We start from the raw sequence: 25,277 nt of genomic DNA on the forward strand, positions 1-25,277 counted from the left end.
AGGCGCTGTTGTGGCGAGGGGGCAAGCGTTTGAACAGCCAAGAAAAAGCCCCGCGTCTTTCGAGGCGGGGCTTGTTCACACAGCTATGTATCAGTTGGCCGTGACGACCGCCTGACCGCTCAACGCGAGGTCGAGCAGTTCGCGGTTGGCCACCGCGTACATGGCGTAGTCGGTGCCGCTGGCGGCACGGATGTCCACCAGCATGGCGCGCCAGCGCTCAACCATTTCGCGGTGCTGTTCCAGCCACAGCGCCAGGCGTGTTTCCACGTCCTGGGTGCCGTCGCCCTCTTGCAAGACCGAGATGGTGATCGCCCGTTGCTGCCAGTCGATGTCATCGCGGAACGCTTCGCGGGCCAGGGCCTGCCAGTTGTTTTCCACCGGCAAGGCGCTGATCTGTTGCAGGTACCAGGTGATGTCCAGCGCGCTGCCCACGGCGAAGTACGCCTTGGCCACATCGGCGGCGTTCTGGCCAGTCACGTCGGACGCCTCGATGATCGGCAGCAAGGTGTACAGGTGCGTGGTGCCGGCAACCATGCGCGCGAGCAACTCCGGCACGCCAGCCGCCACGTAGGCTTGATAGCGGGTCTGCCAGCCTTCACGGGTCGGGCCTTCCAGCAACTCGTCGAGCTTGAGGCCCAACGCCGCCAGGTGCGGACCGAAGTGAGCGACGTCACGGGCAGCGTTCTGCTCGTTGCGGCGGCTGCGCAGGAACCAGCGCGTGGCGCGACGGCCCAGGCGCATCAGCTCGTCCATCAGCTCCAGTTGCACGTCGGCCGAGACCTGATGGTCCAGGGCTTCGATCTGGCGGAACCAGTGTGGGAGGTGGAAGATATCCCGCACGATCACATAGGCGCCGGCCACGTTCGCCGGGCTCATGCCCGTCGACTCTTTCAACCGCTGGACGAAGGTGATGCCCATGTGGTTGACCAGGTCGTTGGCGATCTGGGTGCTGACGATCTCGCGTTTCAGGCGATGACGACGCATGGCCTCGGAGAACTTGCTCACCAGCATTGGTGGGAATGCAGTCTCCATGTCACGGGTCAGGTAATCGTCATCCGGCACCTGGGAGTTGAGCAGCGCTTCCTTGAGATCGATCTTGCTGTAGGAGATCAGCACCGACAGTTCGGCACGGGTCAGGCCATGGCCCGCCGCGACACGTTCAGCCAGCTGCTCTTCCGTCGGCAGGAACTCGATGGCGCGGTCCAGCTTGCCACGCACTTCCAGGTCGTTCATCAGGCGCTTGTATTCGGCGATCCGCACGAAAGCGCGGCGTGCCGCCAGGGACAGGGCCTGGGTCTGCTTGTAGTTGTTGCCCAACACCAGGCCGCCGACTTCGTCGGTCATGCTTGCCAGCAACTGGTTGCGTTGCTTGTCGGTCATGTCGCCGGCCTGCACCACTTCGTTGAGCAGGATCTTGATGTTCACTTCGTGGTCGGAGCAGTCGACGCCGCCAGCGTTGTCGATAAAGTCGGTGTTGGAACCGCCGCCATTGAGGCCGAACTCGACACGACCCAGCTGGGTCATGCCCAGGTTGCCGCCCTCGCCCACCACTTTGCAGCGCAGTTCGTTGCCGTTCACGCGCAGCGCATCGTTGGCCTTGTCGCCGACATCGGCGTGGCTTTCGGTGCTGGCCTTGACGTAGGTGCCGATACCGCCGTTCCACAACAGGTCCACCGGCGCCTTGAGCAAGGCGTTCAGCAGTTCGGTCGGGGTCAGTTTGTCGGCCTTGATGTCGAAGCGTTCTTTCATCTGTGGCGAAATCGCGATGCTCTTCGCGCTGCGCGAGAAGATACCGCCGCCTTCGGACATGATGCTGGTGTCGTAGTCGGTCCAGGCCGAACGCGGCAGTTCGAACAGACGCTTGCGCTCGGCAAAGCTGCTGGCAGGCTCCGGGTTCGGGTCGATGAAGATGTGCAGATGGTTGAAAGCCGCGACCAGTTGCAGCTTGTCGGACATCAACAAGCCGTTGCCGAACACGTCGCCGGCCATATCGCCGACGCCCACTACGGTGATGCTGTCTTCCTGGACATTGATGCCGCGCTCGCGGAAGTGGCGCTGAACGCCGACCCACGCGCCCTTGGCGGTGATACCCATTTTCTTGTGGTCGTAACCGGCCGAACCGCCGGAGGCAAACGCATCGCCGAGCCAGAAGCCGTAGTCGATGGCGATGCCGTTGGCGATGTCGGAGAAGGTCGCGGTGCCTTTGTCCGCCGCCACCACCAGGTACGGGTCATCGTCGTCATGACGCACGACGTTGGCCGGCGGCACCAGCGCGCCGTCCTTCAGGTTATCGGTGATGTCCAACAGGCCCGAGATGAAGATGCGGTAGCAGGCGATGCCCTCGGCCGCGATCTCGTCCCGGCTGCCGCCCAACGGCAGGCGACGTGGCAGGAAACCACCCTTGGCGCCCACCGGCACGATCACCGAGTTCTTCACTTGCTGGGCTTTTACCAGGCCCAGTACTTCGGTGCGGTAGTCTTCTTCACGGTCGGACCAGCGCAGGCCGCCACGGGCGACGTTGCCGAAGCGCAGGTGCACGCCTTCGACCCGTGGCGAGTAGACGAAGATCTCGAACTTCGGCACCGGCTTCGGCAGTTCCGGAATCAGGTGCGGGTTGAACTTGAAGCTGAAGTAGGACTTGTTCTGGCCGTTGGCGTCGGTCTGGTAGAAGTTGGTCCGCAGGGTCGCCTTGATCAGATCCAGGTAGCGACGCAGGATGCGGTCTTCGTTGAGCACCTGCACGTCGTCCAGGGCCGAGAGGATCGCCTGTTCCAGACGCAGCTGCTTGTCTTCCAGGTCATCGCCACTGAGCTTGCGCGCCAGGTAGAAGCGGGTCTTGAACAACCGGGTCAGCTCACGAGCAATGTCGGTGTGGTTGTTCAGGGTGCTGGCGATGTAGCCAAGGTCGAAGCCCAGGCGGATCTGCTTCAGGTAACGGGCGTAGGCACGCAGCAACGCCACGTCGCGCCATGGCAGGCCGGCGGTGAGCACCAGGCGGTTGAACGCATCGTTCTCGGCATCGCCACGGACGATGTGGACGAAGGCGTCCTGCAAGGTGTCGTTGAGCTGCTGGATATCGAGGTCCAGGCCTTCGGCGGCGGTGAACGCAAAATCATGGATCCAGAACTCGCGACCATTGGTATGGCGCAGGCGATACGGGAATTCGCCCAGCACGCGCAGGCCGAGGTTTTCCAGGATCGGCAGCACGTCGGACAGCGCCAGCGGCGTGTCGGCGTGATACAGCTTGCAATGCAGCTCACGCTGGCCGGACACCTGGCCCAACGGCTGGTAGAAGCTCATCACCAGCGGGTTGGTTTCGTTCAGGCTCAGCAGGTGTTGCATGTCCACCACGGCGGAGTGCGCGGCAAAACGCTCGCGGTAGCCGGCCGGGAAGCCTTTCGGGAAGTCCGACAGCACGTTGGTGCCCTGGGCTTCGCCGAAGCTCTCGATAACCAGGCTGGCGTAGTCGTCTTTCCAGCTGCGGCAGGCCTGCACGACTTCTTTTTCCAGCAGGACCGGGTCGATGTCGAGACGGTTTTTCGGGTCCACCCGCAGGATCAACTGCACGCGGGCCAGTACCGATTCGGAGAAGAAGGTCCAGAACTCGCAGTCCGACGCCTTCAGGCGATCCATCAGCACTTGCTGGATCTTCTGGCGCACTTCGGTGGAGTAGATATCACGCGGCACGTAGGCCAGGCAGTAGCAGAATCGGCCATACGGGTCTTTGCGCAGGAACACGCGGATCTTGTTGCGCTCCTGGATCTGCACGATCGACATCACGGTGGTGAACAGCTCGTCCACCGGGGTCTGGAACAGGTCGTCACGGGGCAGCACTTCGACCACCTGCGCCAGTTCCTTGCCCAGGTGCGCCTTGGCCTGGAAGCCCGAACGACGTTCGATTTCCTCGACCTTGCGGCGGATGTACGGAATGACTCGCACGCTCTCGCCATACACCGAAGAGGTGTACAGGCCCATGAAGCGGCATTCCTTGATGACCTTGCCGTCGGCGTCGATTTCACGGATCGACACGTAGTCCGGGTACGCCGGACGGTGCACGCGGCTCGGGTGCGCTGCTTTGGCGAACGACAGCAGGGTCGGTTCGCGCAGGTAATTGACGGCGTAGTCTTCGATGCGCAGGTCTTCGGCGGTGAGGCCGGCGCGCAGCAATTTGGTCAGGCCAAGGAAGGACTCAGGGTCGTACTCGATATGGCCGCCATCGGCTTCATCGCGCACCACAAATTCTTCATAGCCCAGGAAGGTGAAGTGGTTGCCCACCAGCCATTCCAGGAAGCTCTTGATTTCGGCTTTTTCGTCGGCGTTCGTGGCGTAGGCACTGTCGTCCAGACTCGCGAGGATTTCCTGGACCTTGGCTTTCATCGGCTCGAAATCGGCCACGGCCACCCGCACTTCGCCCAGCACTTGCTCAAGTTCCTTGCTCAGGACATTGAGTTCGGCGGCGTTGGCGCAGCGGTCGATCTCCAGGTACATCAACGACTCTTGCAGCACGTCGTCGCCCTGGGTGCCCTTCGGCAGAATTTCCAGCAACTCGCCCTTGCTGCCGCGACGCACGCTCAGGACGGTGGTTTGTAGGGTATGAATGCTGTAGCCGCGACGGTTCAGCTCGGTGCGGACCGAATCCACCAGGAATGGCAGGTCGTGGTGCAGCACTTCGACGGCGGTGTGGGTCGACTGCCAGCCGTGGCGTTCGTAATCGGGGTTGTAGACACGCACCTGCGGTTGCGCGTGATCGAAGCGCTCAAGCAGGCGCCAGGCGGACAAGGTGCAGCCGGCGAGGTCGGACAACCGGCGCTGGGTGAGTTCATCGAGGGAAATGATGCCGAAGAATTGTTCAGCGAACAGCGCCACTTGTGGCAGTGCCTGTTCACTGATGTGCTGCGCCAGTGCCGCTTGCAGTTGGTGCTGGAAGTCGGCTTTGCTGGCTGCGGTGAAGAACGCCATCTGTGGTACTCCGCTTGGGCTTGTTATTGATGGTAGCGTCGCGTGCAACCCCTTTCGGGGCCGTCGGCCATCCCGTTCCTGATTCTCGGGCAGAGGAAACAGGATGACAGGTGGGTGAAGCTGGACGAGACCCGCAGGTCACATCCTTTTTCCATGTAATTTCACTGTGATGACCACCTGCAAAAAACACTCCGCGATGCCCTTTGCAGGTACACATCCGTTGCGCAGCTTAACGAGTGCGACAACGTGCCTGCTTGCAACGCTGCGACATATTCGGTCATCGGCTAGCTTTAATAGCGACTCAGCATCGAACAACCCTAGCAGCCTGGAGCCCAAACGGCACCCTGCGCGGGTAATCCAGCAGAAAATCGTCCAGGCTGGCAGAATTCGGTTTTTCGCGTTTTGACGGCTCATCGAGCCAGGAGCCACCCGATGAAAATGACAACTGCCCTGCTGATCGCCAACCCGTGCGATGACGAAGAGGACAACATGGCCATGCTGTGTTGCCACAGCAGCCAGGGCGACATGTTCCTGATGACCCGCTACCCCGACGAAGACGAGCTGGAAATCACCCTCGGCGACGAACCCTCGACGCTGGATGGCGTGAAGGTCACGCTCAGCGCGACGCTGTTGAAAATCGAAATCGCCGCGGCGGATGCCGACGCGCTCAACGGCGATGATGTGCTGGAAATCACTCATAGCAGCGATGCGGCGGACCTGGCGGAAGTGGAATTGACGTTGCAGAACATCCTCAAGGGAACCGGCACCTATATCAGCCAACTCTGAAACCAAAGGCGAATACGCTCCTGTGGCGAGGGAGCTTGCTCCCGCTGGGTTGCGCAGCAAACCCAAAACCAGGCACCACGAATACGGCAGATAAACCGCATCGGTCGACTTGCGACTGCTACGCAGCCGAGCGGGAGCAAGCTCCCTCGCCACGGGGTCGGGGTGTCACTCGGATTGCCGCACCTGATTGCCATCGGCGTCATAGACCAGGTATTCATCGCTGTTACCCGGCCCCCTCACGTAATAACGGGCTTCATTGCCGTTATCCGGAACCTTCATGCTGGTGTAGGAGCCGAGTTCCTTGATTAACTTGTTGTCTTGACTGATCAAGACCAACCCTGAACCATCGCCAGCCCGGGTAGCAGCGGCGTAGCGGGTCTGGAATGCGTTGATCTGGCTGTAATCCAGCGGAATCTGCAACTTGCCAGTCCGGTCGATGGCACCGTAGAGGCTGTCACGCCCGACCACTGCCATGCCGTTGGAAAACGGTTCCACCTCGTCATACGGCAGTTTGATCGGCAACCGCGCACCCTGGCGATTGATGAAGACGAACGTCCCGTTCTTGTTGTCCTGCAGCAGCAGCGGTTGTTGCCCGACAAAACGACCTTTGACGTTGTAGCCTTCAAGATTGATCCGCTTGCCTTGAAGGTTGAAAACGTCCTGGCGATTGCCGTCGGGGGAGCTGGTGTAAAGGTAGCCGTCGCTGTGCTCGATGCTTGAAAACCGCGCGGGCAGGACTTCCTTGCCGTCCAGGGTGTAGGCGCCGTAGAGCCCCTCCGTCGCATAGGTACGAGTGCCGAGACGGGCGATGAACAGGTTGTCGGTCACCGTGGGGTTGACGAATTTCATCGGCAATATGAAACGGTGCCCCTTGGCATCGTAGAGTCCATAAGGTCCGTTGGTTTCACGCTCCACCAGCAGCAGGCCATCACGCAACTCTTCGGTGATGTGTTCGAACGGCAGGTCGACAAGCTTGTTGCTCCCGGCGGGGAAATAGGCGAACTGGCTGCGTAACGCCTGTCCGTCCGACTCGGGGTCGCTGGATTTTTCCGCGATGAACAGGGTGTAGGCATCGGCCATCAGACTGTCCTGCACCTGCACCCAACGGGGCTTGATCAGCCACTGTCCGGCCGGATCGACGAAACCGTAGCGCTCGGCCTCGCGATCCAGGGCGATGTAGCGCGCTTGTTCCGCCAGGACGTTGTCGACCGCGGCGAATTCGACGGTGTTGTCTTCCATCGGATCGAGCACATGAATGACGATACGCTGCGGGGTAGCCTCGAAGCGGTAGTCGACCTCGGTGTTTTTCAATGGCCCGGCCTGAGCGACCAGCGCTTGGGTGACGCGCTCCAGCTGTTGTTGTACTGCCTGGCCGGTCTTGAGCTGAGCAATATCATCCTTGGTTTGCAGCAGCGCGTCGTAATAAGTACGCAATGCCGCAATATCGCCTTCAGACGGGAAGGCACGGGAGTTGTTACCGTTGCTGTAGAGCGCCTTGCCCTCCTCGGTCAGCCCTTGCAACACGAAGGTCGACATCTTCGGCGTACTCAGGCGCACGGAAGCGCTTGCGTCACCCAATGCCGTGAGCTGGAAGGACTGGCCGTCGTCCAGGGTCACGCTTGGGTGATCCTTGTCCAGGACCACTTTGCGGAACGCCGGATAGCTGCGGTAAGAAACCGTCAGGCCCAGACTGGCCAGGGGTTTGTTGACCGAAAGCGCGAAGGCGTCATGGGACGAGATCATGTCGTCGGGCTCGACCTGCGGCGGCGCCTTCAGGTCGGCAAAGCTTTTTTCGCTGCCATCGCGAAAACGCAGGCGCTGCGGCAGGTACTGCTCGGCAGTCGGTTCATTCGGCATGGCCGCGCGCTTCCAGAGCGGATCGAGGCTGTTGGTATCCAGTCTCACTTCGGAACCGTCGGCAAACAGCCGCTGGGCAAAACGCAGGCCTTGGATCGATGCCAGCTCAGCTTTCAGTTGCGCGCTGGTGAACGGGACGAACAGCGTCTCGTACTGCAACGATTGCTCCTCGGCTGGCTCGCTTGTCTCGATACTCAAGCTCAACTGCGCGTCACTGAACCGTTCCAGGGACCTGAGGGTTTCACCGGTGTCCTGGATCAAATAATTGAGGCGTTTCTTGACATCGGGCAGCGCCAATGTGCCGATGTCCTCGAGGCCGCCTTCGTTCAAGTCCTCGGCGACGAAACCTTCATCGGCCGGCGCCCCGCTGTGGTGAAACAGGGTGTAGGACGCAAAGCCCACCACCAACAGGGTGGCCGTCAAAATCGACAGCAATCTCAAACGAGGCTGGGTAACATTCATGGTGGCTTCGGTCGTCAAAGGGCTGGGAAGGCAGGCAGCTAACCACACGGCCTGGCGCGCTGCAAATAGCTTGGCTGGCCCGAGTTCTCTGTCACTTCGGCCTGCCAACACGCGGGAAGCGATGGCACGCTGTGCGGTGGTCAACTGGCTGGTGGTGTTGGCGGGTATGCGGCCGATGAGTCTGCTGAATTCGGGCGGCGGGAAAGTGTGATTCCCTTACGCGGAAGGCATACCGTCTATCGCCACTGTCAACTCTAACAGCTGACACGCGTCGACTATCGGGTCCTAACTGGTGGAGCAAATAACGAAGACCCCATCCCGTTTACCTAATGGATAACCGCAATCATGAACGATGACGCCACTCCTCGTGAAGACGAAGTTCCCCTGGAGACAGTACAAGGTGCCCCCGGCCCCGTGGTCACAGTAGACGAACGTTATATTTACCGAATCTATTCATGTTTGAACCCAGCAGTGAAGCTTGTCGACATGAGTCATCAAAGCACACCTAATGGCATGCACAACGTCAAACTTTTCAGTTCCACTACCGACAAGGCATCCCAATGGCGATTTACCGAACGAACCAATGATGGCTACTACTTAATTCTCAATCAAAGGGACGAAAACCTAGCACTTGGAGAGGCCAGCGATGACAGCGTAATCGCCTCCAAACTTACCCGTAGCCGAGGCCAATACTGGATTTTGAAAGAGGTCGGCAACGGATATTTTTTCTTCGAAAACAAATACGATGGCCTGGTAATGGATGTCGCTGGCGCTAACACAGCGGATAACACCAACATTTGCGTGTACCGCCATCACGCACAAGGATCATCGGCACACCAGCAATTCAAACTCGCAAGAGTATGAGCACAAGCGTGGACCAAACCAAGGAAGGCAGGCATCTCCCTGCCTTCAATCTCTAACTTCATAAGGGGTTTCGAGGTCTCTCATTTGCCACCGAACGCCTTCGGTGTAGTTTCGGGAGCCTCCTGCAACGGTTTGATTGTTGACGATGGCCATTGGCAGGAGCTGGTCGACAGTCCGGCAATCCAGTTGTTGCTAAGGACCTCCGGGCATAGAACTGACCAAACCGCAGGGTTCTGTCGCTAGCGGGCGGTTTTACCGAGGAGGCAACCGTCGGTCGCTCCTCTGAACCAACGCTATTGACGAAAGAATGGGTTCTGGTGTTTCCTGAAACCGGTTTCAGAGCCGCTAATAAATCCAATAAGCAGGTTTCAATCCGTGAATTCTTTCTCCGCCGCCCAGCGCAGCCGCGTGACCATGTTAGATGTCGCCGAACGCGCCGGGGTCTCCAAGGCCAGCGTCTCGCGTTTCATCGGCGAGGACCGCGCGCTGCTTTCCGAAGCCATCGCCCGGCGCATAGAACAGGCGATAAGCGAGCTGGGTTATCGGCCGAACCAGATGGCCCGCGGCCTGAAACGCGGGCGCACACGCTTGATCGGCATGCTCGTGGCCGATATCCGCAACCCCTATTCAATTGCCGTGATGCATGGCGTAGAAACCGCCTGCCGTCGCCACGGCTACAGCCTCGTAGTGTGCAACACCGACCGCGATGATGAGCAGGAGCGCCAGCATCTGGCGCTGTTGCGCGCCTACAACATCGAAGGGCTGATCGTGAACACGCTGGGCCATCACCGTGATGAACTGTTCGAACTGCGCAGCGAAATGCCCATGGTGCTGGTGGATCGCAAGGTCGATCGGCTCGACAGCGACTTGGTGGGACTGGACAACCCGGCGGCCGTCGAAATGGCCCTCGACCACCTCGGACAGCGGGGCTACCGCGATCTGCTGCTGGTGACCGAGCCGTTCGACGGCACCAGCTCGCGCATCGAGCGAGTCGAGAGTTTCAAGGCCGGCATCGAGCGCCGCCCTGCCCTGGCCGGCGCCGTGGTGGAAACCTGCGATCAACTGGCCGGGCGCATCAAAGACTTCCTTGCCCAGCCAGGCCACGGCCCCAAGGCACTCTTTTGCGCCAACGGCATCGCCGCGCTGGCCGCCACCCAAGTATTGCGCCAATTGGGTTGCCATTTGTTCGACGATGTTGGGCTGATCGCCCTCGACGACCTCGATTGGTATCCCTTGGTAGGCAGCGGCATCACCGCCCTGGCACAGCCGACGGCGCAGATCGGCGCCAGCGCGTTCGAATGCCTGCTCAAGCGCTTGCGTGGCGACAACGGGCCGGTACGGACCCTGGATTTTGCGGCGCAGTTGATTGAGCGTGGATCGACGCGCGGGGTCCTTCGATGATTGCCTGGCCTGCAGGTGATGAAATCCAAGGCTAAGCCCTTTTTTTGAACAAAACTGAAACCGGTTTCAGAGGTACAAGAACAATGCATAACCCACCCGTTTCCATCAGCCTCTCCAGCTACGGCGCCGACCTGGTGCGCCAGCACGGCCAAGGCAGCTTCATCGCGCTGCTGGCCGCCGCCGGTGCCTCGCGAATCGAATGGCGCGAAGAACTGCTCACCACTGAACAACCCACCGAGCTGGCCGCCGACGCGCGCGCCCAAGGGCTGAAGAGTGTCTATTCGTCGCCCCTTGAGCTCTGGCTTCCCGGCCAGTCCAAACCCAATCCCGAATTGATCGTTGCCCTGCAACGCTGCGAGGCGTTCGGCTCGACGTGGCTTAAGGTTTCCCTCGGACACTTCACCGACTCCCAAGACCTGTCGGCCCTCGCCGACAGGCTCGCGGCGAGTCCCGTGCAACTGCTGGTGGAAAATGACCAGACCTTGCAAGGTGGGCGGGTCGAACCCTTGCAACGTTTTTTCGCCGCCATCGAAGAGCGCGGATTGCCTGTCGCCATGACCTTCGACATTGGCAACTGGCAATGGCAGGACCAATCGGCCTCGGTGGCGGCCCGACAACTCGGACGGCATGTGGCGTATGTGCACTGCAAGGCGGTGGCCCGGTGCGCCGACGGCAAGCTGATCGCCGTGCCCCCGGCCCTGGCAGACCTGCATCTGTGGGAGCAACTGTTCAAGCACATGCCCGTCGGCGTGATGCGTGCCGCCGAATACCCGCTGCAAGGCGATGACCTGCTGGCCTTGACCGCGGAACATGTCACCACTTTGTCGCGCCTCGGACAATCGCGCCGGGAGCCTGCCAATGCGTGAATTCGATGTGTTGTCGTTCGGCGAAACCATGGCGATGCTAGTGGCCGACCAGACCGGCGACTTGGCCGGCGTCAGTCAATTTCACAAGCGCATCGCCGGGGCCGACAGCAATGTGGCTATCGGTTTGTCGCGACTGGGCTTCAATGTCGCCTGGCTCAGTCGGGTCGGCGCCGACTCTCTCGGACGTTTCGTGGTGCAGACGCTGGAGAAAGAAGGCCTGGACTGTCGCCACGTGGCGGTGGATCCGGCGCATCCCACCGGTTTTCAGCTGAAGTCCCGCACCGACGATGGCAGCGACCCGCAAGTCGAGTATTTCCGTCGCGGTTCGGCGGCCAGTCATCTATCGATCGAATCCATCGCCGCGCCGTTGCTGGGCGCTCGTCACCTGCATGCCACCGGCATCGTACCGGCGCTGTCGGCCACGGCCGGTGAAATGTCCTTTGAATTGATGAGCCGAATGCGCGAGGCCGGTCGCAGCCTCTCGTTCGACCCCAACCTGCGCCCGAGCCTGTGGGCCAGCGAAGCCATGATGATCCGCGAGATCAATCGTCACGCTGCCCTGGCTCATTGGGTCTTGCCGGGGCTTGGCGAAGGTCGCTTGCTGACCGGCCGTGAAGATCCGGCCGACATCGCCGCGTTCTACCTCGACCAGGGCGCCGAAGTCGTGGTGGTCAAGCTCGGCGCCGACGGGGCCTATTACCGCACCGCACTGGACCAGGGCTTTATTGGCGCCGTGCCGGTTCCCCGGGTCGTGGACACCGTGGGCGCCGGTGATGGCTTCGCCGTCGGCCTGATCAGCGCGCTGCTTGAAGGCCGCGACGTCACCGAAGCGGTACGACGCGCCAACTGGATTGGCAGCCGCGCGGTGCAGAGTCGCGGGGACATGGAAGGTCTACCGACGCGCCTGGAGTTATCGGCTGAATTCGAGGCCGCCTGCTGCCAATAGAGGCTGGAGAAGTCTCTCAAACGCACCTGCTGAACAAAAACAACAAGCTCAGGAGTCATGACATGCAAACGCTCAATCTCGCCGCCCGCCGCTGGTGGTACATCATGCCCATCGTGTTCATCACCTACAGCCTGGCGTACCTCGACCGGGCGAACTACGGTTTCGCCGCCGCCTCGGGAATGGCCGAGGACCTGATGATTACGCCTGGGTTGTCGTCGCTGCTGGGCGCGCTGTTTTTCCTCGGTTACTTCTTCTTCCAGATACCCGGGGCGATCTACGCGCAAAAACACAGCGTGAAAAAACTGATATTCGTCAGCCTGATCCTCTGGGGCTCGCTGGCGACCCTGACGGGTGTGGTCTCCAACGCGTACTGGCTGATCGTGATCCGCTTCATGCTCGGCGTGGTCGAAGCCGCGGTGATGCCGGCGATGCTGGTCTACCTGTGCCACTGGTTCACCCGCGCCGAACGCTCGCGCGCCAACACCTTCCTGATCCTTGGCAACCCGGTGACCATGCTGTGGATGTCCGTGGTCTCGGGCTATCTGGTGGAGCAATTCGACTGGCGCTGGATGTTCATCATCGAAGGCTTGCCGGCGGTGCTCTGGGCCTTTGTCTGGTGGCGCCTGGCCGATGATCGCCCGGCCCAGGCCAAGTGGCTCACCGACCAGGAAAAACAAGACTTGGAAAGCGCGCTGGCCGCCGAGCAGGTCGGTATCAAGGCGGTGAAGAACTATGCCGAGGCCTTCCGCTCGCCCAAGGTGATCATCCTGGCCCTGCAGTTTTTCTGCTGGAGCATCGGCGTCTATGGTTTCGTGCTGTGGCTGCCATCGATCCTCAAGGCCGGCCTGAAGATGAACATGGTCGAAGCCGGGTGGCTGTCATCGCTGCCTTATCTGGCGGCGGTGATCGCGATGCTGATCGTCTCCTGGGCGTCGGACAAAGTGCAGAAGCGCAAGCGCTTTGTCTGGCCGCCGTTGCTGGTCGCCTCCATCGCCTTCTACGCTTCCTACCTGCTGGGGGCGGAGCATTTCTGGTGGTCCTACACCTTGCTGGTGATCGCCGGCGCCTGCATGTATGCGCCTTACGGTCCGTTCTTCGCCATCGTCCCGGAGATCCTCCCGGCCAACGTCGCCGGCGGCGCCATGGCATTGATCAACAGCATGGGCGCGCTGGGTTCGTTCGGCGGTTCGTACCTGGTGGGCTACCTCAACGGCTCCACCGGCTCCACCGGCATGTCCTTCTTGTTGATGAGCGGCGCGTTGCTGCTGTCGGTGGTACTGACCCTCGCCCTCAAGCCCGGCGCCAGCGACCGGGTCGTGTCCAAAACTGCGACGCCACAGCCGGCGCCCGCCCGTTCCTGAATCGAGAATCCTCATGAAAAAACACGTCGTGGTGTACAAAGCACTTTCAGCGCAATTGATGGAACGCCTGCAAGCGCAGGCCCAGGTCACCCTGATTGAGCGCCTCGATGAGCAGGGCCTGGCCCAACTGCGCGAAGCCCTGCCCAGCGCCCATGGCCTGCTGGGCGCAAGCCTCAGGCTCGATGCGTCGCTGCTGGACCTGGCGCCCCACCTGGAGGCGATCGCCAGTGTTTCGGTTGGGGTCGATAACTACGATATCGATTACCTGACCGAACGGCGGATCGTGCTCACCAACACGCCGGATGTGCTGACCGAGACCACCGCCGACACCGGATTCGCCTTGATCCTGGCGACCGCCCGCCGCGTGGTGGAGCTGGCCAACCTGGTCCGCGCCGGGCAATGGCAGCAGAGCATCGGCGCCAAGCATTTCGGCAGCGATGTCCACGGCAAGACTCTCGGCATCGTCGGCATGGGACGCATCGGCGAAGCCTTGGCCCAGCGCGGGCATTTCGGTTTCGGCATGCCGGTGCTCTATCACAGCCACTCGCCCAAGCCGGCGGTGGAGCAGCGGTTCGGCGCACGTTATTGCAGCCTCGAAACACTGTTGCAGCAGGCGGACTTCATCTGCTTGACCTTGCCGCTCACGGCCGATACCCACGGGCTGATCGGCGCACAAGCCTTCGCGCAGATGCGTCCCGAGAGCATCTTCATCAATATCTCCCGGGGCAAAGTGGTAGATGAAGCGGCGTTGATTGAGGCCCTGCGCAACCAGAAGATCCGTGGCGCGGGGCTGGACGTGTTCGAGCGTGAACCCTTGAGTACGGATTCGCCGTTATTGCAGATGGACAATGTGGTAGCGACCCCACACATGGGATCGGCCACCCACGAGACGCGGGAAGCGATGGCGCGCTGTGCCGTGGACAACCTGTTGGCGGCATTGGCGGGTGAGCGGCCGGTGAATCTGGTGAATGCGGGGGCGTGGATAGGCTGACCTATAGCCGCCTTCGAATATGCCATCGCGAGCAGGGTCGCGATGGCAACTGTGTTCATTTAGAGATTCAAGCAACACAACCTTTCCGGGCACACCCGCCTTAAACACCGCTGCCAGATTATCCTTTTGATCCTTGCTTAAAATAATATAAACATCCCAAACGGCGAGAACAGTAGAGAGAAACCACACTTTCAACAAAGCAGCTACATTCCTACACTCCCCTCCTACTCAACGGCAAGAACGAACCTACGTCAGCCTCGGAAGTCGCGCAATAGCCTTCACCTCACCCCAATGCTATTAATTAATCACTTGCGAACAAACGCAAGTTGGGCGCTCGCGTCGCGACGCCCATCAACTACATTGGAGTAACCGACATGGGTAGAAAACGCTCTGAAATAAATAACACCTTCTTTGGCCTGCCGCAGGCATTAGGCTTTTCTAAAGACCTCCTCGCAACGGAAGCCGATTTTTTTGCGTCACTGACCAATTAAGCCAGTGACCGATTAATTATCGGCGAACAGATGCCGAAAGGATCCCCTTTCGGCATCCTTTAATGGAGATCCATATGTCAGAACGAGAACTATCACCCACCGAAGCGCTATTCAATATCATGTCCACGCTCCATACACTGGGCCTCAGTGCAGTAACACGATATACGACATCATCCAAGTTAGTAGCAACGGCCGAACTGTTTGATGATAACGACAACCTCGTTGAATCGGGAGCAGGCAAGGGACCAGATTCACTAATAGGCGCACTGGCAGAAAGCATTGAACACTTCAGCACGTTTCAGCCTCTTGCTGATGCTCCCATAGGATACCGCTCCGACAAGATAGCTACTCAAAAAGCAGTTACAGACGATGGAATTTTTACCAGCCTGCCTCACACCGAAAAATTAATCGAATGCTTTAGGCTTACTTCGCTCAACAACAATGAGGAGCTATTCGCGCCGTGCGTCCTTCTATGCCCTGAAACGACGCAAAACATCCACGGCGATTCGAATTCCGCACTGCGTTTTCTATCTCGCTACTCGTCAAACTCAGGAATTGCTTTTGGTTGCACAGAGAACGAAGCACTGTTACATGGTACCCACGAAACAATCGAGAGGCATATCCTTTCTCTTTTCTACATGACTGTCTGTGGCCTCGGCCCGGCAATGGAACTATACACACCTTCTGTCGCGTTGCTTCAAACAGCGCTGGGGAGCCACCCTGCTGCCTTGGCGTCAGCGAACAGACTGCAAGTGATCATTATCAAGGACGTGCTGTCAGTTTATTTTGCAGTGGCATTTCCCAAAGGGGGCCCTGGAGCTCACCATCTTTCACCCATCGGCTCCGGATGCTCGCTTGAAATCCATACTGCAATCCAAAGGGCAGTTACTGAACAGTTCCAGTCCGAGGACTTATATGATGGCGCTGAAGAATCCATAGATAGAGAAACCTTTGACCTATTATCTAAATCAAGGCACCTGAAATGCTTGATTGACTTCGCACCACTCATGAGAGCGACACTTCCTATAATTGACACCCCTGCACACATCGCCCCCTTAACAGTCTCTGAACAATTAGAAAAATTGCAAAAAAACCTATCAAATAAAAGAATGAAAATATTCCGCCGAACAGTAGCTCGTTTTTCAGACTATAGCTTCGTCACTCAAATTTACATTCCAGGACTTGAGCGCTTCAATATCATTAGAAACGGTCGCCTGGTGGTGCCTCAGTACGTGTTACGCGGTTGAATTATCGAACACAAAGCAACCAGGAGCGAGTACATGCACAGCATCTGGGCAATGATAAAAAACGCCTGCAAACAACACACCAGACTTCTAGCAATAACCATAACCACAATCATCGCACTTAAACTGATTACACTTGCCCCTCCACTGTTACTCGGAACCATCATCGACACCCTGCAAGGCACTGGAAATCCAGCATCCAGCACCCTGCTCGCACTGACGACAGGCCTGATTATCGCGGGATGTATTCATGCCATCATCACTCCTTTGCAACTCCATGCGCTGTCGAAGCTGGTCCAGAGCATTATCATGAACGCTTCCATTGAGTGGATCACCGAACTCATAGGCAAAGAGTTTTCGTTATTCAACTCCTGGAGAATCGGCCACTTCATCAAATCGGTCGAGCGCGGAATTACTGCGCACGAACAACTACTCACCTTCATTGTGACCATTGCGCTTCCCGTACTCTTGGAATTCATAGTCGTTGGGGCTGCTTTTATTTACATAGGGGGCGGTGAAATTTTTTTGAGCATGACGGCGTTCGGAATTATCTATCTGGCAGCCACCCATAAAATTATCAAATGGCGGAGGAAGCACATCGATGCAGTCAATGAACAGGAGGATGAGTTAAGCGCCCACCTCTACAACACCCTCAACGCGGGAAAAATCATAAAGCTGGAAAGTGCCATACCTACTGCCCTGCTCCCGTTGAACGCGGCGTTCGGACGTTATGCCAGCGCTGCGGTGACTACGGCATCCTCTGGCGGCCTGCTGAGCACCGCCAAGATACTGTTCGTAAGCCTTTCCACTGGGGGATTGCTCTACTGGGGCGTCGTGGACCAACTTTCGGGTCAGCCCAGTATCAGTGTCGGGCAGCTGGTTGCCATTTTTTCAATCGCGGGGAGTTATCTGCTCAGTATTTCAACCTTGACTGAAGGGTATCGTGTTCTTGATCAGTTCCTTGCAGACCAGCGTCAATTTCAGGGTCTGCTATCACTTCCGGCTTTCGATCGCAGCAATCGGCTGGCGTGGGTTGATTTCCACCGATCCTCAGTTCTGGAGCTTGGACCCTGCGAAGTGGCAGGAACGGGACCGCTTCGCCTGTCGATCAAGCGCTCCCTGGCATTTGTTCAAGGGCAGTCAGTGGCCGTTACAGGCCCTAGCGGCGCAGGCAAAACCACTTTTCTGGAAGTCCTCGCCGGGCTTGATGCATCAATGCGGGACCAACTGAGTATCGACTCGGTACCGGTTTCACTTTTGACCGGTCAAGCTCACTTGGACACCTTGAGGTACTGCCCCCAGCAACCACGGTTTCTGGAAGGCTCTTTTGAACAGTCGGTTCTGTTTGGAGGCAGCGCATCGCCGATTTTGTCAAGAGCCATACGACAACTGGAACTGGATGAGATCGTGACAACACGGCAGGTCAGCGAAAATGCATCAAATATCTCCGGAGGCGAAGCCAAACGCCTGTCGCTGCTGCGCCTGATCAACAAGCCTGGGAAATTCAATATGTTCGACGAGCCAAGCGCATCCATCGAACCTAGGCTAACCACGCCTCTTTGGGACCTGTTATTCGACGTTTTTGCCGGGCAGGGGTTGATATGTGTCACCCATGACATTGACCACTTGCATCGGTTTGACCGGGTCATTGTGATGCATGACGGGGCAATCGTGGAGGATGGTCCGTGGCGGGATCTGATCGACAGGCCAGCAATCAAGCTGCTGATGGATGAGATTCGGATGCAAAACTAGCGAAAATATGAGGTGCCGGATCTACTACGGTAATCGCGAGCAGGCTCGCTCACAATGGATCGGCGGCGCTCCTTGATCCTGCCTCCACCGCCAATCCCCTGTGGGAGCGAGCAAGCCCACTCCCACACCAGATCCAAACCGATCACAAATCCGCACACCAGACAAAATCCCGTTAGTCGCCACCCCCCGCCATGCATTAAAGTAACGCCCCCAGCCCCGGCGTTATCCAGACGCCTGGGCCACCCTTTCCAGGAACAGTCACCGATGGAACATCGTGAAGCGCTGCTGGCGCTGCGAACCTTTCTTTCAACGCAGATTCTCGGCCAGGAAAAACTCATCGAGCGCCTGCTCATCGCCCTGCTCGCCGACGGCCATATGCTGGTGGAAGGCGCGCCCGGGCTGGCCAAGACCAAGGCAATCAAAGAGCTGGCCGAGGGCATCGAAGCGCAGTTTCATCGCATCCAATTTACCCCCGACCTGCTGCCCGCGGACATCACCGGCACTGAAATCTATCGCCCGGAAACCGGCAGCTTCGTGTTCCAGCAAGGGCCAATCTTTCACAATCTGGTATTGGCGGACGAAATCAACCGGGCCCCGGCCAAGGTCCAGTCGGCCTTGCTCGAAGCGATGGCCGAGCGGCAGGTCAGCGTCGGGCGCAGCACCTATGAACTGTCGCCGCTGTTCCTGGTGATGGCCACGCAGAACCCGATCGAGCAGGAAGGCACCTATCCGCTGCCCGAAGCCCAACTCGACCGCTTCCTGATGCACGTCAAGATCGGTTTTCCGGATGCCGCGGTTGAGCGCCGTATCCTGCAACAGGCCCGGGGCGAAGCACTGAATGGCGAAACCAAGCCTGAGCGGCGCGTCAGCCAGCAGGCGATTTTCTCGGCGCGTAAGGAAATCCTCGGGCTGTACATGGCAGACGCCGTGGAGGAATACCTGGTGCAGCTGATCATGGCGACCCGCAACCCGGCCAAGTTCGACCCGGAAATGGCCGAGTGGATCGCCTACGGCGCCAGCCCACGGGGCTCGATTGCCCTGGACCGCTGCGCCCGCGCCCACGCCTGGCTGGCCGGACGCGACTTTGTCAGCCCGGAAGACATCCAGGCCGTGCTGTTCGACGTGCTGCGCCATCGCATCATCCTGTCGTTCGAAGCCGAAGCCGCCGGCATTGACCAGGACCGGGTCGTGCAGCGGATTCTCGACGTCGTCGCAGTCGCTTGAGTATTGGCAATGAATGACCCACTGGCGCCCGTCCCGGGCATCCGCGTCAGCCTTTCGGAGCTGATCGAGATGCGCCACCGCGTGCGCGAGGTGCAATTGTTCTCCACCCCGGGCCAGCGCAGCCCGCTGATCGGGCTGCACCACTCCAAGCTGCGTGGACGCGGGGTGGATTTCGACCAGGTGCGGGTCTATCAGGCTGGCGACGATGTGCGGACCATCGACTGGCGCGTCACCGCGCGGACCCAGGAGCCTCATACCAAGCTGTTCCACGAAGAACGGGAGCGACCGATCTTCATCATGATCGAGCAAAGCCATCGCCTGTTCTTCGGCTCCGGGCAGGTGTTCAAATCGGTGCTGGCCGCCCAGGCCGCCAGCCTGATCGGTTGGGCCGCGCTGGGGCACAACGACCGGGTGGGCGGGCTGGTGTTCGGCAATAACACCCATTACGAAGTCAAGCCCCGGCGCAGCAAGCAGAGCCTGCTGCAATTGCTCAATCGCCTGGTGCGCGTCAATCAATCGCTGAACACCGAAGGTGAGTCGGACCGCGACTCGTTCGGAATCGCCTTGCGCCGAGCCCGGGAGGTGCTGCGCCCCGGTAGCCTGGTGATCGTGATTTGCGACGAACGCGCCCTGTCCGACAGTGCCGAGCAGCAATTGAGCCTGCTATCGCGCCATTGCGACCTGTTGCTGCTGCCGTTGTCCGACCCGCTGGACCACGCTCTGCCCGCCGCGGGGCTGCTTCGGTTTGCCCAACGCGGCGAGCAGCTGGAGCTCGACACACTGAATTTCGAATTGCGCCAGACCTATCGCGCCCAGGCCGAGGCGCGGCTGGAGCGCTGGGAGTTGCTGGCGCAGAAGCTGCGAATCCTGTTGCTGCCGTTGAGCACCCAAGGCGACATGGTCGAACAACTGCGCGAGTACCTGAACCCCAAGCGGCCAGGGAAAACCCGATGAGCAGCCTTGATCAACTGCAGCCGCTCATGGTCCCGCCCCCGATTGGCTTCTGGCCGCCCGCGCCAGGCTGGTGGTTGCTGCTGGTGCTGATGCCACTGCTGGGCCTGGGCCTGTGGCAGTTGCGCCGGTTCATTCCCGCCAGGCGCAGCGATTCGCGCACCGAGCAACCGCTGGACCCGGTACGCCTCGCGGCGCTGGCCGAACTCGCCCTGTTGCCCAAACCCTACGACGGCGCACCCGCCGGGGCCTGGCTGCAGCAACTCAATGCGTTGCTCAAGCGCCTGTGTCGCAATCACTATCCCTACAGCCAGAGCCACACCCTCAATGGACGCAAATGGCTGGCCTTCCTCGATAACCGCTGCCCGGCCGCCGGCCTGACTCGCTGGATGATCCTGGTCGAAGGCGCCTACAAGCCTGAATGCAAGCTCGATGACAAAGCCATCGCCGGCCTGACCCAGGCGGTCGAGATATGGATTCGCAAGCATGTTTGAATTCGCCTGGCCGTGGATCTTCGCCCTGTTGCCATTGCCCTGGCTGATGCGCCTGGTACTGCCGGCGGCGGACAGCGGTGAGCCAGCCCTCAAGGTCAGCTTCCTGGAAGACCTCGAAGGCTTGGTTGGGCGCCGGGCCCGGGCCAACCTGCCCACCTGGCGCCAGCAGGCGCCCTTCATCCTGCTGTGGCTTCTGCTGCTGATCGCCGCCGCCCGCCCGCAATGGCTGGGCGACCCTCTGCCGATCGCCGCCAGCGGCCGCGACCTCTTGGTGGCGGTGGACGTGTCAGGATCGATGGATTTCCCCGACATGCAATGGAAGGACGAGGAAGTCAGTCGCCTGGCGCTGGTCCAGCACATGCTCGGGGACTTTCTCGAAAGTCGCGAAGGCGACCGGGTCGGCCTGATCCTGTTCGGCAGCCAGGCTTATCTGCAAGCCCCGTTGACCTTTGACCGTCACACCGTGCGCCGCTGGCTCGACGAGGCGCGGGTGGGCATCGCCGGCAAGAACACCGCCATCGGCGATGCCATTGGCCTGGCACTCAAACGCCTGCGCCAACGTCCGGCCCACAGCCGCGTGCTGATCCTGGTCACCGATGGCGCCAACAACGGTGGCGAGATCGATCCGCTGACCGCCGCCCGACTGGCCGCCGATGAAAGCGTGAAAATCTACACCATCGGCGTGGGCGCCGATCCGGAGCAAACGGGCACGGCCGGCTTCCTGGGCGTCAACCCGAGCCTGGATCTCGACGAAGCGACACTCAGGGACATCGCCCAAGTCACCGGCGGTCAATATTTTCGAGCCCAGGATGGTGAGCAGTTGCTGGCGATCAAGACCACGCTCGACCAACTCGAACCGGTGGCGCAGCAACCGACCCAGGCGCGCCCGTCCCTGGCGCTCTATCAGTGGCCGCTGGCCGTTGCGCTGTTGTTGAGCATGTTGCTGGTGGCTAGGGAACGCTGGCCGGACAACCCGTTGCAGCGGCTGTTCACCCAGCCGCTGTTTCAGCCATCGCAATCCTCTGAATGGCGCAAGCGGCTCAAGCGCCTGCGACTGCGGAGGCGCCGATGATCGCGCTCTGGCCGCATTGGCTGCGCCCTGGTTTCATCCTGCTGCTGCCTCTGTTGGGTTGGCTGCTCTGGCAACTGTGGCACCGGCAGAAACGCGTGGGCCGCTGGCAGATGATCCTGCCCCCGGCGTTCCATGCGGTGCTGCTCAGCGGTGGCAGCGGCCGTGAAAGCCGACTGCCCTGGATTGCCCTGGGCCTGGGCTGGCTGCTGATGGTGCTGGCCTTGCTCGGCCCAAGCTGGACGCGGGTCGAACAGACCAGCCAGAAACCCGCCGATCCTCTGGTTGTGATCCTGGAACTGAGCCCGGAAATGCTCGCCAACGACGTCCCGCCCACGCGCCTGGAGCAGGCCCGGCGCAAAGTGTTGGACGTGCTGCAAAATCGCAGTGACTCGCAGACCGCGATCATCGTTTACGCCGGCAGCGCCCACACCCTGGTGCCGCTGTCCGACGACCTGGCCACCAGCACCAACCTGCTCGAGGCCCTGACGCCGTCGATCATGCCGCAAAACGGCCACCGCGCCGACTTGGCCGTCATCAAAGCCATGGCCTTGCTCGATCAGGCCGGGCTCGGTCATGGCCGGATCCTGCTGATAGGGTCGTCGCTGAACGAGCAGGAACGCCTAGGCATCCGGCAGGTTCTGGACGGTTCCGCGACGCGCTTGCTGATGCTCGGCATCGGTACCCGCGAAGGCGCGCCGGTGGCCCAGGACGATGGCAGTTACCTCAAGGACGCACAGGGCGCCATCCTGGTCCCGCGCCTCGACAGCCCGAGCCTCAAGTCCTTCATCAATGAACTGGACGGCCGCTACCGGCCGGCACGCCTGGATGACGGCGACCTGCGCGGCCTGGGGCTGCTGGACGGCCCAAGCCGTCTGCGCAGCGATGGTCAGAAACTGCGCCTGGATACCTGGGCGGACCAAGGCTATTGGCTGCTTCTGCCACTGTTATTGCTGGCCGCTTGCGCCGGGCGGCGTGGTTGGCTGTTCTGCCTGCCGCTGCTGTTCGCCTTTCCGCAAACCGGCCATGCCTTCGAATTCCAGGACTTGTGGTTGCGCGCCGATCAACAGGGACAGCATTTGCTCAAGCAAAAACGCCCCGCCGAGGCGGCCGCCCATTTCGAGGACAGCCAATGGCAAGGGGTTGCCTTGTACGAAGCCGGTGCATACAGCGAAGCCGCCCGACGGTTTGCCGAAGGCAACGATGCCCGGGCTCATTACAATCGCGGCAACGCCTTGGCCAGGAGCGGCGAGCTGGAAGCCGCCATCGATGCCTATGAACAAGCCTTGGAGCTGCAACCGGACCTGCGCCCGGCGCAGACCAACAAAGCCCTGGTGGAAAGTTTGTTGAAAGAGCAGGCACCGCCGCCGGATACGCCCAAGCCTGCCGAACGCGAGGAACCGGACCCCGCCGTGCAACCGCCGGATACCAATGCTTCAGCCCAGTCTTCAGAGCCGGGCCAGCCGTCTTCCGACGCCAGCGCGACGCCCGACGAATCCCAGGCATCCCAGGCACCGCCGCCCGGCGCCCAGGATGTTCCCGGCAGCGAATTGCCGGACGAGCAGACCACCACCCCGCCACTGCGTCCGGCCGCGGGCCAGCGCAATGAAGAAGAACAGCGCCAGGCACTGGAACAATGGCTGCGCCAGATCCCGGATAACCCGGGGGAACTGCTCAGGCGAAAATTCTGGTATGAACAGCAAAGCCACCAGGCCCAGGAAAAACACCAATGAGCCGCTGCACCGTCTATCTGCTTCTATTGCTGCTCTGGGCTGCCGGCTCCCAAGCCGCACAGCTCACCGCCAGCGTGGACCGCAGTCGCCTGAATTCCGGGGAGACCGTTGAGTTGACGCTCGAATCCAACGACGCCACGCTGTTCGGTAAACCCGACCTGAGCCCACTGCAAGCGCTGTTCGATGTGCGAGGCACCCGCCAGGTCAACCAGTTGACCACCCTCGACGGCGAGAATCGCGCCACCACCCGCTGGATCGTGACCCTGCTCCCGCGCCAGAGCGGCACCGTGGTGATACCGGCCCTGCAATTGGGCGAAACGACCAGCCAGCCGATCACGTTGCAGGTGATCGAAAGCGAAACCCGCAACGCCTCCGGCACCCTCGCGCCCGTCTTTATCGAGGCCAACCTCGACCAGGCCCAGGTGTATGTGCAGGCCCAGGCGATCCTTACGCTGCGCATCTACCACTCGGTGTCGCTGTACGACGACAGCAGCCTGACACCGTTGCACATTCCTGACGCACGCACCGAGCAACTGGGCGAATCGCGTACTTACGAGAAGGTCATCAACGACGTTCGCCACGGCGTGATCGAACTGCGTTACGGCATATACCCGCAGCGCAGCGGCGAACTGACGATCCCTGTCCAGACCTTCAGCGCCACGCTGGTCGAGCCAACCGCCCAGGACACGGCAACGCCGGGCGCCAAACCTGGCCAGTTGATGCGCGTCAGCTCCACGCCATTGCCATTGACCGTCATGCCCAAGCCCGCCAGCTACCCGGCCGATCTGCCGTGGCTGCCGGCCCGCAGCCTGTCCTTGAGCGAAAGTTGGAGCCCGGAACCGACCCACAGCCAGGTCGGCGACTCACTGACCCGCAGCCTGACGCTGGAGGCCGAAGGCTTGACCAGCGCCCAACTGCCTCCGTTGCCCGCGACCGAGATCAACGGCCTGCGACGTTATCCCGACCAGCCGGTGCTGAGCAGTCGCAGCAGCGAACGCGGCCTTGTGGGCAGTCGTGAAGATCGCGAGGCGCTGGTGCCCAACCGCAGCGGTACCATCGAGCTGCCACCGGTGGAAGTGGTCTGGTGGAATACCCTGGAAGATCACCTGGACCGTACCAGCCTGCCCGCGCGAACCCTGCAAGTGGCGAACAATCCGAGCCTGATGGTGGATACACCGGCGGGCCCCGCTCAAATCGTCACGACCGTGGACAGCGAGACGCTGTGGTATTGGCAACTGAGCACGCTCATCCTGACCTGTACCACACTGCTCGGGTTCGGCCTGTGGTGGCGAGCCCGCTGGCAACCGGCGATCCTGCGCTCGGCCCAGGCCGGACCGAGCCCACGCACCCTGCTGGACGACCTCAAGCGTGCCTGCCTGGCCAACGACCCCCACGCCACCCGCCAGGCGCTGGACGCCTGGGCCCGCCAGCAACCGGAAACCCTGGCCGACATGGCGGCGCGTTTCGTGCCGCTGTCCGACGCCCTCGACGGCTTGAACGGCGCCCTCTACAGCGAAACCGGCCAGCACTGGCAAGGCGAAGACCTGTGGCGTGCGATTCGGACCATCCCGCCTCTTGAGGGCGCACAAGATTCGACCAGCGATTCGAGCCTGCCGCCGCTCTATCCCAAATGACCCTCGCGAACGGCGCCGATCTTTTGTGGCGAGGGAGCTTGCTCCCGCTGGCGCGCGCAGCGCGCCCAAAGCCAGGCGCCTCGGTGTATCGGAAAGGTTGCGACTGGCTAGTTGGGGCCGCTGCGCAGCCCAGCGGGAGCAAGCTCCCTCGCCACAGGATCGCGCTGCAGCAGATCCAGGGAAGTTGACCAA

At 60.7% G+C, this 25,277-nt stretch carries 17 protein-coding genes; 15 read left to right on the forward strand and 2 right to left on the reverse strand.

What is annotated here, in order from left to right:
- Positions 1 to 90: 90 nt before the first annotated feature.
- Positions 91 to 4,959 carry an NAD-glutamate dehydrogenase gene (locus tag HU742_RS14675; RefSeq protein ID WP_186640193.1) on the reverse strand — a complete coding sequence of 1,623 codons (4,869 nt, stop codon included), beginning with the start codon at positions 4,957 to 4,959 and terminating at the stop codon, positions 91 to 93.
- A 432-nt stretch (positions 4,960 to 5,391) separates the two neighbouring features.
- Here HU742_RS14675 and HU742_RS14680 point away from each other — a divergent pair, with 432 nt between their 5' ends.
- Positions 5,392 to 5,745, forward strand: a complete 354-nt coding sequence (locus HU742_RS14680; RefSeq protein WP_186640191.1) for a hypothetical protein — start codon at positions 5,392 to 5,394, stop codon at positions 5,743 to 5,745.
- A 165-nt stretch (positions 5,746 to 5,910) separates the two neighbouring features.
- Here HU742_RS14680 and HU742_RS14685 read toward each other — a convergent pair whose 3' ends face one another.
- On the reverse strand, positions 5,911 to 8,064 hold the full coding sequence (locus HU742_RS14685; protein WP_186644569.1) for a WG repeat-containing protein: 2,154 nt from the start codon (positions 8,062 to 8,064) through the stop codon (positions 5,911 to 5,913).
- A gap of 345 nt (positions 8,065 to 8,409) precedes the next feature.
- Between HU742_RS14685 and HU742_RS14690 the strand changes: the two genes are divergently transcribed.
- The 14 genes from HU742_RS14690 (at position 8,410) to HU742_RS14755 (ending at position 25,085) form a co-directional block, all read left to right on the forward strand.
- Positions 8,410 to 8,928: an RICIN domain-containing protein gene (locus HU742_RS14690; RefSeq protein ID WP_186644571.1), complete on the forward strand. Its 519-nt coding sequence runs from the start codon at positions 8,410 to 8,412 to the stop codon at positions 8,926 to 8,928.
- A gap of 375 nt (positions 8,929 to 9,303) precedes the next feature.
- A complete protein-coding gene (locus HU742_RS14695) occupies positions 9,304 to 10,329 on the forward strand; it encodes a substrate-binding domain-containing protein (RefSeq protein WP_186640187.1) in 1,026 nt (341 codons plus the stop codon).
- Positions 10,330 to 10,412: 83 nt separating this feature from the next.
- Entirely contained in the window at positions 10,413 to 11,195 is a 783-nt protein-coding gene (locus HU742_RS14700; RefSeq protein ID WP_186644573.1) for a sugar phosphate isomerase/epimerase family protein, read from the forward strand.
- Positions 11,188 to 12,141, forward strand: a complete 954-nt coding sequence (locus tag HU742_RS14705) for a sugar kinase (protein ID WP_186640183.1) — start codon at positions 11,188 to 11,190, stop codon at positions 12,139 to 12,141. The genes HU742_RS14700 and HU742_RS14705 overlap by 8 nt, the downstream gene beginning before the upstream one ends.
- 62 nt (positions 12,142 to 12,203) lie before the next feature.
- Positions 12,204 to 13,502, forward strand: coding sequence for an MFS transporter (locus HU742_RS14710; RefSeq protein WP_186644575.1), 1,299 nt, complete (start codon positions 12,204 to 12,206; stop codon positions 13,500 to 13,502).
- A gap of 13 nt (positions 13,503 to 13,515) precedes the next feature.
- Complete coding sequence (locus tag HU742_RS14715) at positions 13,516 to 14,493, forward strand: 2-hydroxyacid dehydrogenase (protein ID WP_186644577.1); 978 nt, start codon at positions 13,516 to 13,518, stop codon at positions 14,491 to 14,493.
- Positions 14,494 to 15,058: 565 nt separating this feature from the next.
- The gene (locus HU742_RS14720; RefSeq protein ID WP_225923580.1) at positions 15,059 to 16,231 is read left to right on the forward strand and encodes a YcaO-like family protein; all 1,173 of its coding nucleotides are present in this window, start codon (positions 15,059 to 15,061) and stop codon (positions 16,229 to 16,231) included.
- A 33-nt stretch (positions 16,232 to 16,264) separates the two neighbouring features.
- The gene (locus tag HU742_RS14725; RefSeq protein ID WP_186644586.1) at positions 16,265 to 17,980 is read left to right on the forward strand and encodes an ATP-binding cassette domain-containing protein; all 1,716 of its coding nucleotides are present in this window, start codon (positions 16,265 to 16,267) and stop codon (positions 17,978 to 17,980) included.
- Positions 17,981 to 18,244: 264 nt separating this feature from the next.
- Positions 18,245 to 19,204: an AAA family ATPase gene (locus HU742_RS14730; RefSeq protein ID WP_039589986.1), complete on the forward strand. Its 960-nt coding sequence runs from the start codon at positions 18,245 to 18,247 to the stop codon at positions 19,202 to 19,204.
- Between the two features lie 9 nt (positions 19,205 to 19,213).
- The gene (locus tag HU742_RS14735) at positions 19,214 to 20,158 is read left to right on the forward strand and encodes a DUF58 domain-containing protein (RefSeq protein WP_186640175.1); all 945 of its coding nucleotides are present in this window, start codon (positions 19,214 to 19,216) and stop codon (positions 20,156 to 20,158) included.
- Entirely contained in the window at positions 20,155 to 20,649 is a 495-nt protein-coding gene (locus tag HU742_RS14740) for a DUF4381 domain-containing protein (protein WP_186644587.1), read from the forward strand. The genes HU742_RS14735 and HU742_RS14740 overlap by 4 nt, the downstream gene beginning before the upstream one ends.
- On the forward strand, positions 20,642 to 21,721 hold the full coding sequence (locus HU742_RS14745) for a vWA domain-containing protein (RefSeq protein ID WP_186640173.1): 1,080 nt from the start codon (positions 20,642 to 20,644) through the stop codon (positions 21,719 to 21,721). Before HU742_RS14740 ends, HU742_RS14745 begins: the two co-directional genes overlap by 8 nt.
- The gene (locus tag HU742_RS14750; protein WP_186644588.1) at positions 21,718 to 23,451 is read left to right on the forward strand and encodes a vWA domain-containing protein; all 1,734 of its coding nucleotides are present in this window, start codon (positions 21,718 to 21,720) and stop codon (positions 23,449 to 23,451) included. The genes HU742_RS14745 and HU742_RS14750 overlap by 4 nt, the downstream gene beginning before the upstream one ends.
- Positions 23,448 to 25,085, forward strand: coding sequence for a BatD family protein (locus HU742_RS14755; protein WP_186644589.1), 1,638 nt, complete (start codon positions 23,448 to 23,450; stop codon positions 25,083 to 25,085). Before HU742_RS14750 ends, HU742_RS14755 begins: the two co-directional genes overlap by 4 nt.
- The last annotated feature ends 192 nt before the right edge of the window (positions 25,086 to 25,277 follow it).

The organism is Pseudomonas marvdashtae (genome assembly GCF_014268655.2).
GTDB lineage: Bacteria > Pseudomonadota > Gammaproteobacteria > Pseudomonadales > Pseudomonadaceae > Aquipseudomonas > Aquipseudomonas marvdashtae.

Bases quoted from the DNA above. Each gene is read 5' to 3' on its own strand.
- HU742_RS14675 (WP_186640193.1), bottom strand. From the start codon at position 4,959: ATGGCGTTCTTCACCGCAGCCAGCAAAGCCGACTTCCAGCACCAACTG.
- HU742_RS14680 (WP_186640191.1), top strand. From the start codon at position 5,392: ATGAAAATGACAACTGCCCTGCTGATCGCCAACCCGTGCGATGACGAA.
- HU742_RS14685 (WP_186644569.1), bottom strand. From the start codon at position 8,064: ATGAATGTTACCCAGCCTCGTTTGAGATTGCTGTCGATTTTGACGGCC.
- HU742_RS14690 (WP_186644571.1), top strand. From the start codon at position 8,410: ATGAACGATGACGCCACTCCTCGTGAAGACGAAGTTCCCCTGGAGACA.
- HU742_RS14700 (WP_186644573.1), top strand. From the start codon at position 10,413: ATGCATAACCCACCCGTTTCCATCAGCCTCTCCAGCTACGGCGCCGAC.
- HU742_RS14705 (WP_186640183.1), top strand. From the start codon at position 11,188: ATGCGTGAATTCGATGTGTTGTCGTTCGGCGAAACCATGGCGATGCTA.
- HU742_RS14710 (WP_186644575.1), top strand. From the start codon at position 12,204: ATGCAAACGCTCAATCTCGCCGCCCGCCGCTGGTGGTACATCATGCCC.
- HU742_RS14715 (WP_186644577.1), top strand. From the start codon at position 13,516: ATGAAAAAACACGTCGTGGTGTACAAAGCACTTTCAGCGCAATTGATG.
- HU742_RS14720 (WP_225923580.1), top strand. From the start codon at position 15,059: ATGTCAGAACGAGAACTATCACCCACCGAAGCGCTATTCAATATCATG.
- HU742_RS14725 (WP_186644586.1), top strand. From the start codon at position 16,265: ATGCACAGCATCTGGGCAATGATAAAAAACGCCTGCAAACAACACACC.
- HU742_RS14730 (WP_039589986.1), top strand. From the start codon at position 18,245: ATGGAACATCGTGAAGCGCTGCTGGCGCTGCGAACCTTTCTTTCAACG.
- HU742_RS14735 (WP_186640175.1), top strand. From the start codon at position 19,214: ATGAATGACCCACTGGCGCCCGTCCCGGGCATCCGCGTCAGCCTTTCG.
- HU742_RS14740 (WP_186644587.1), top strand. From the start codon at position 20,155: ATGAGCAGCCTTGATCAACTGCAGCCGCTCATGGTCCCGCCCCCGATT.
- HU742_RS14745 (WP_186640173.1), top strand. From the start codon at position 20,642: ATGTTTGAATTCGCCTGGCCGTGGATCTTCGCCCTGTTGCCATTGCCC.
- HU742_RS14750 (WP_186644588.1), top strand. From the start codon at position 21,718: ATGATCGCGCTCTGGCCGCATTGGCTGCGCCCTGGTTTCATCCTGCTG.
- HU742_RS14755 (WP_186644589.1), top strand. From the start codon at position 23,448: ATGAGCCGCTGCACCGTCTATCTGCTTCTATTGCTGCTCTGGGCTGCC.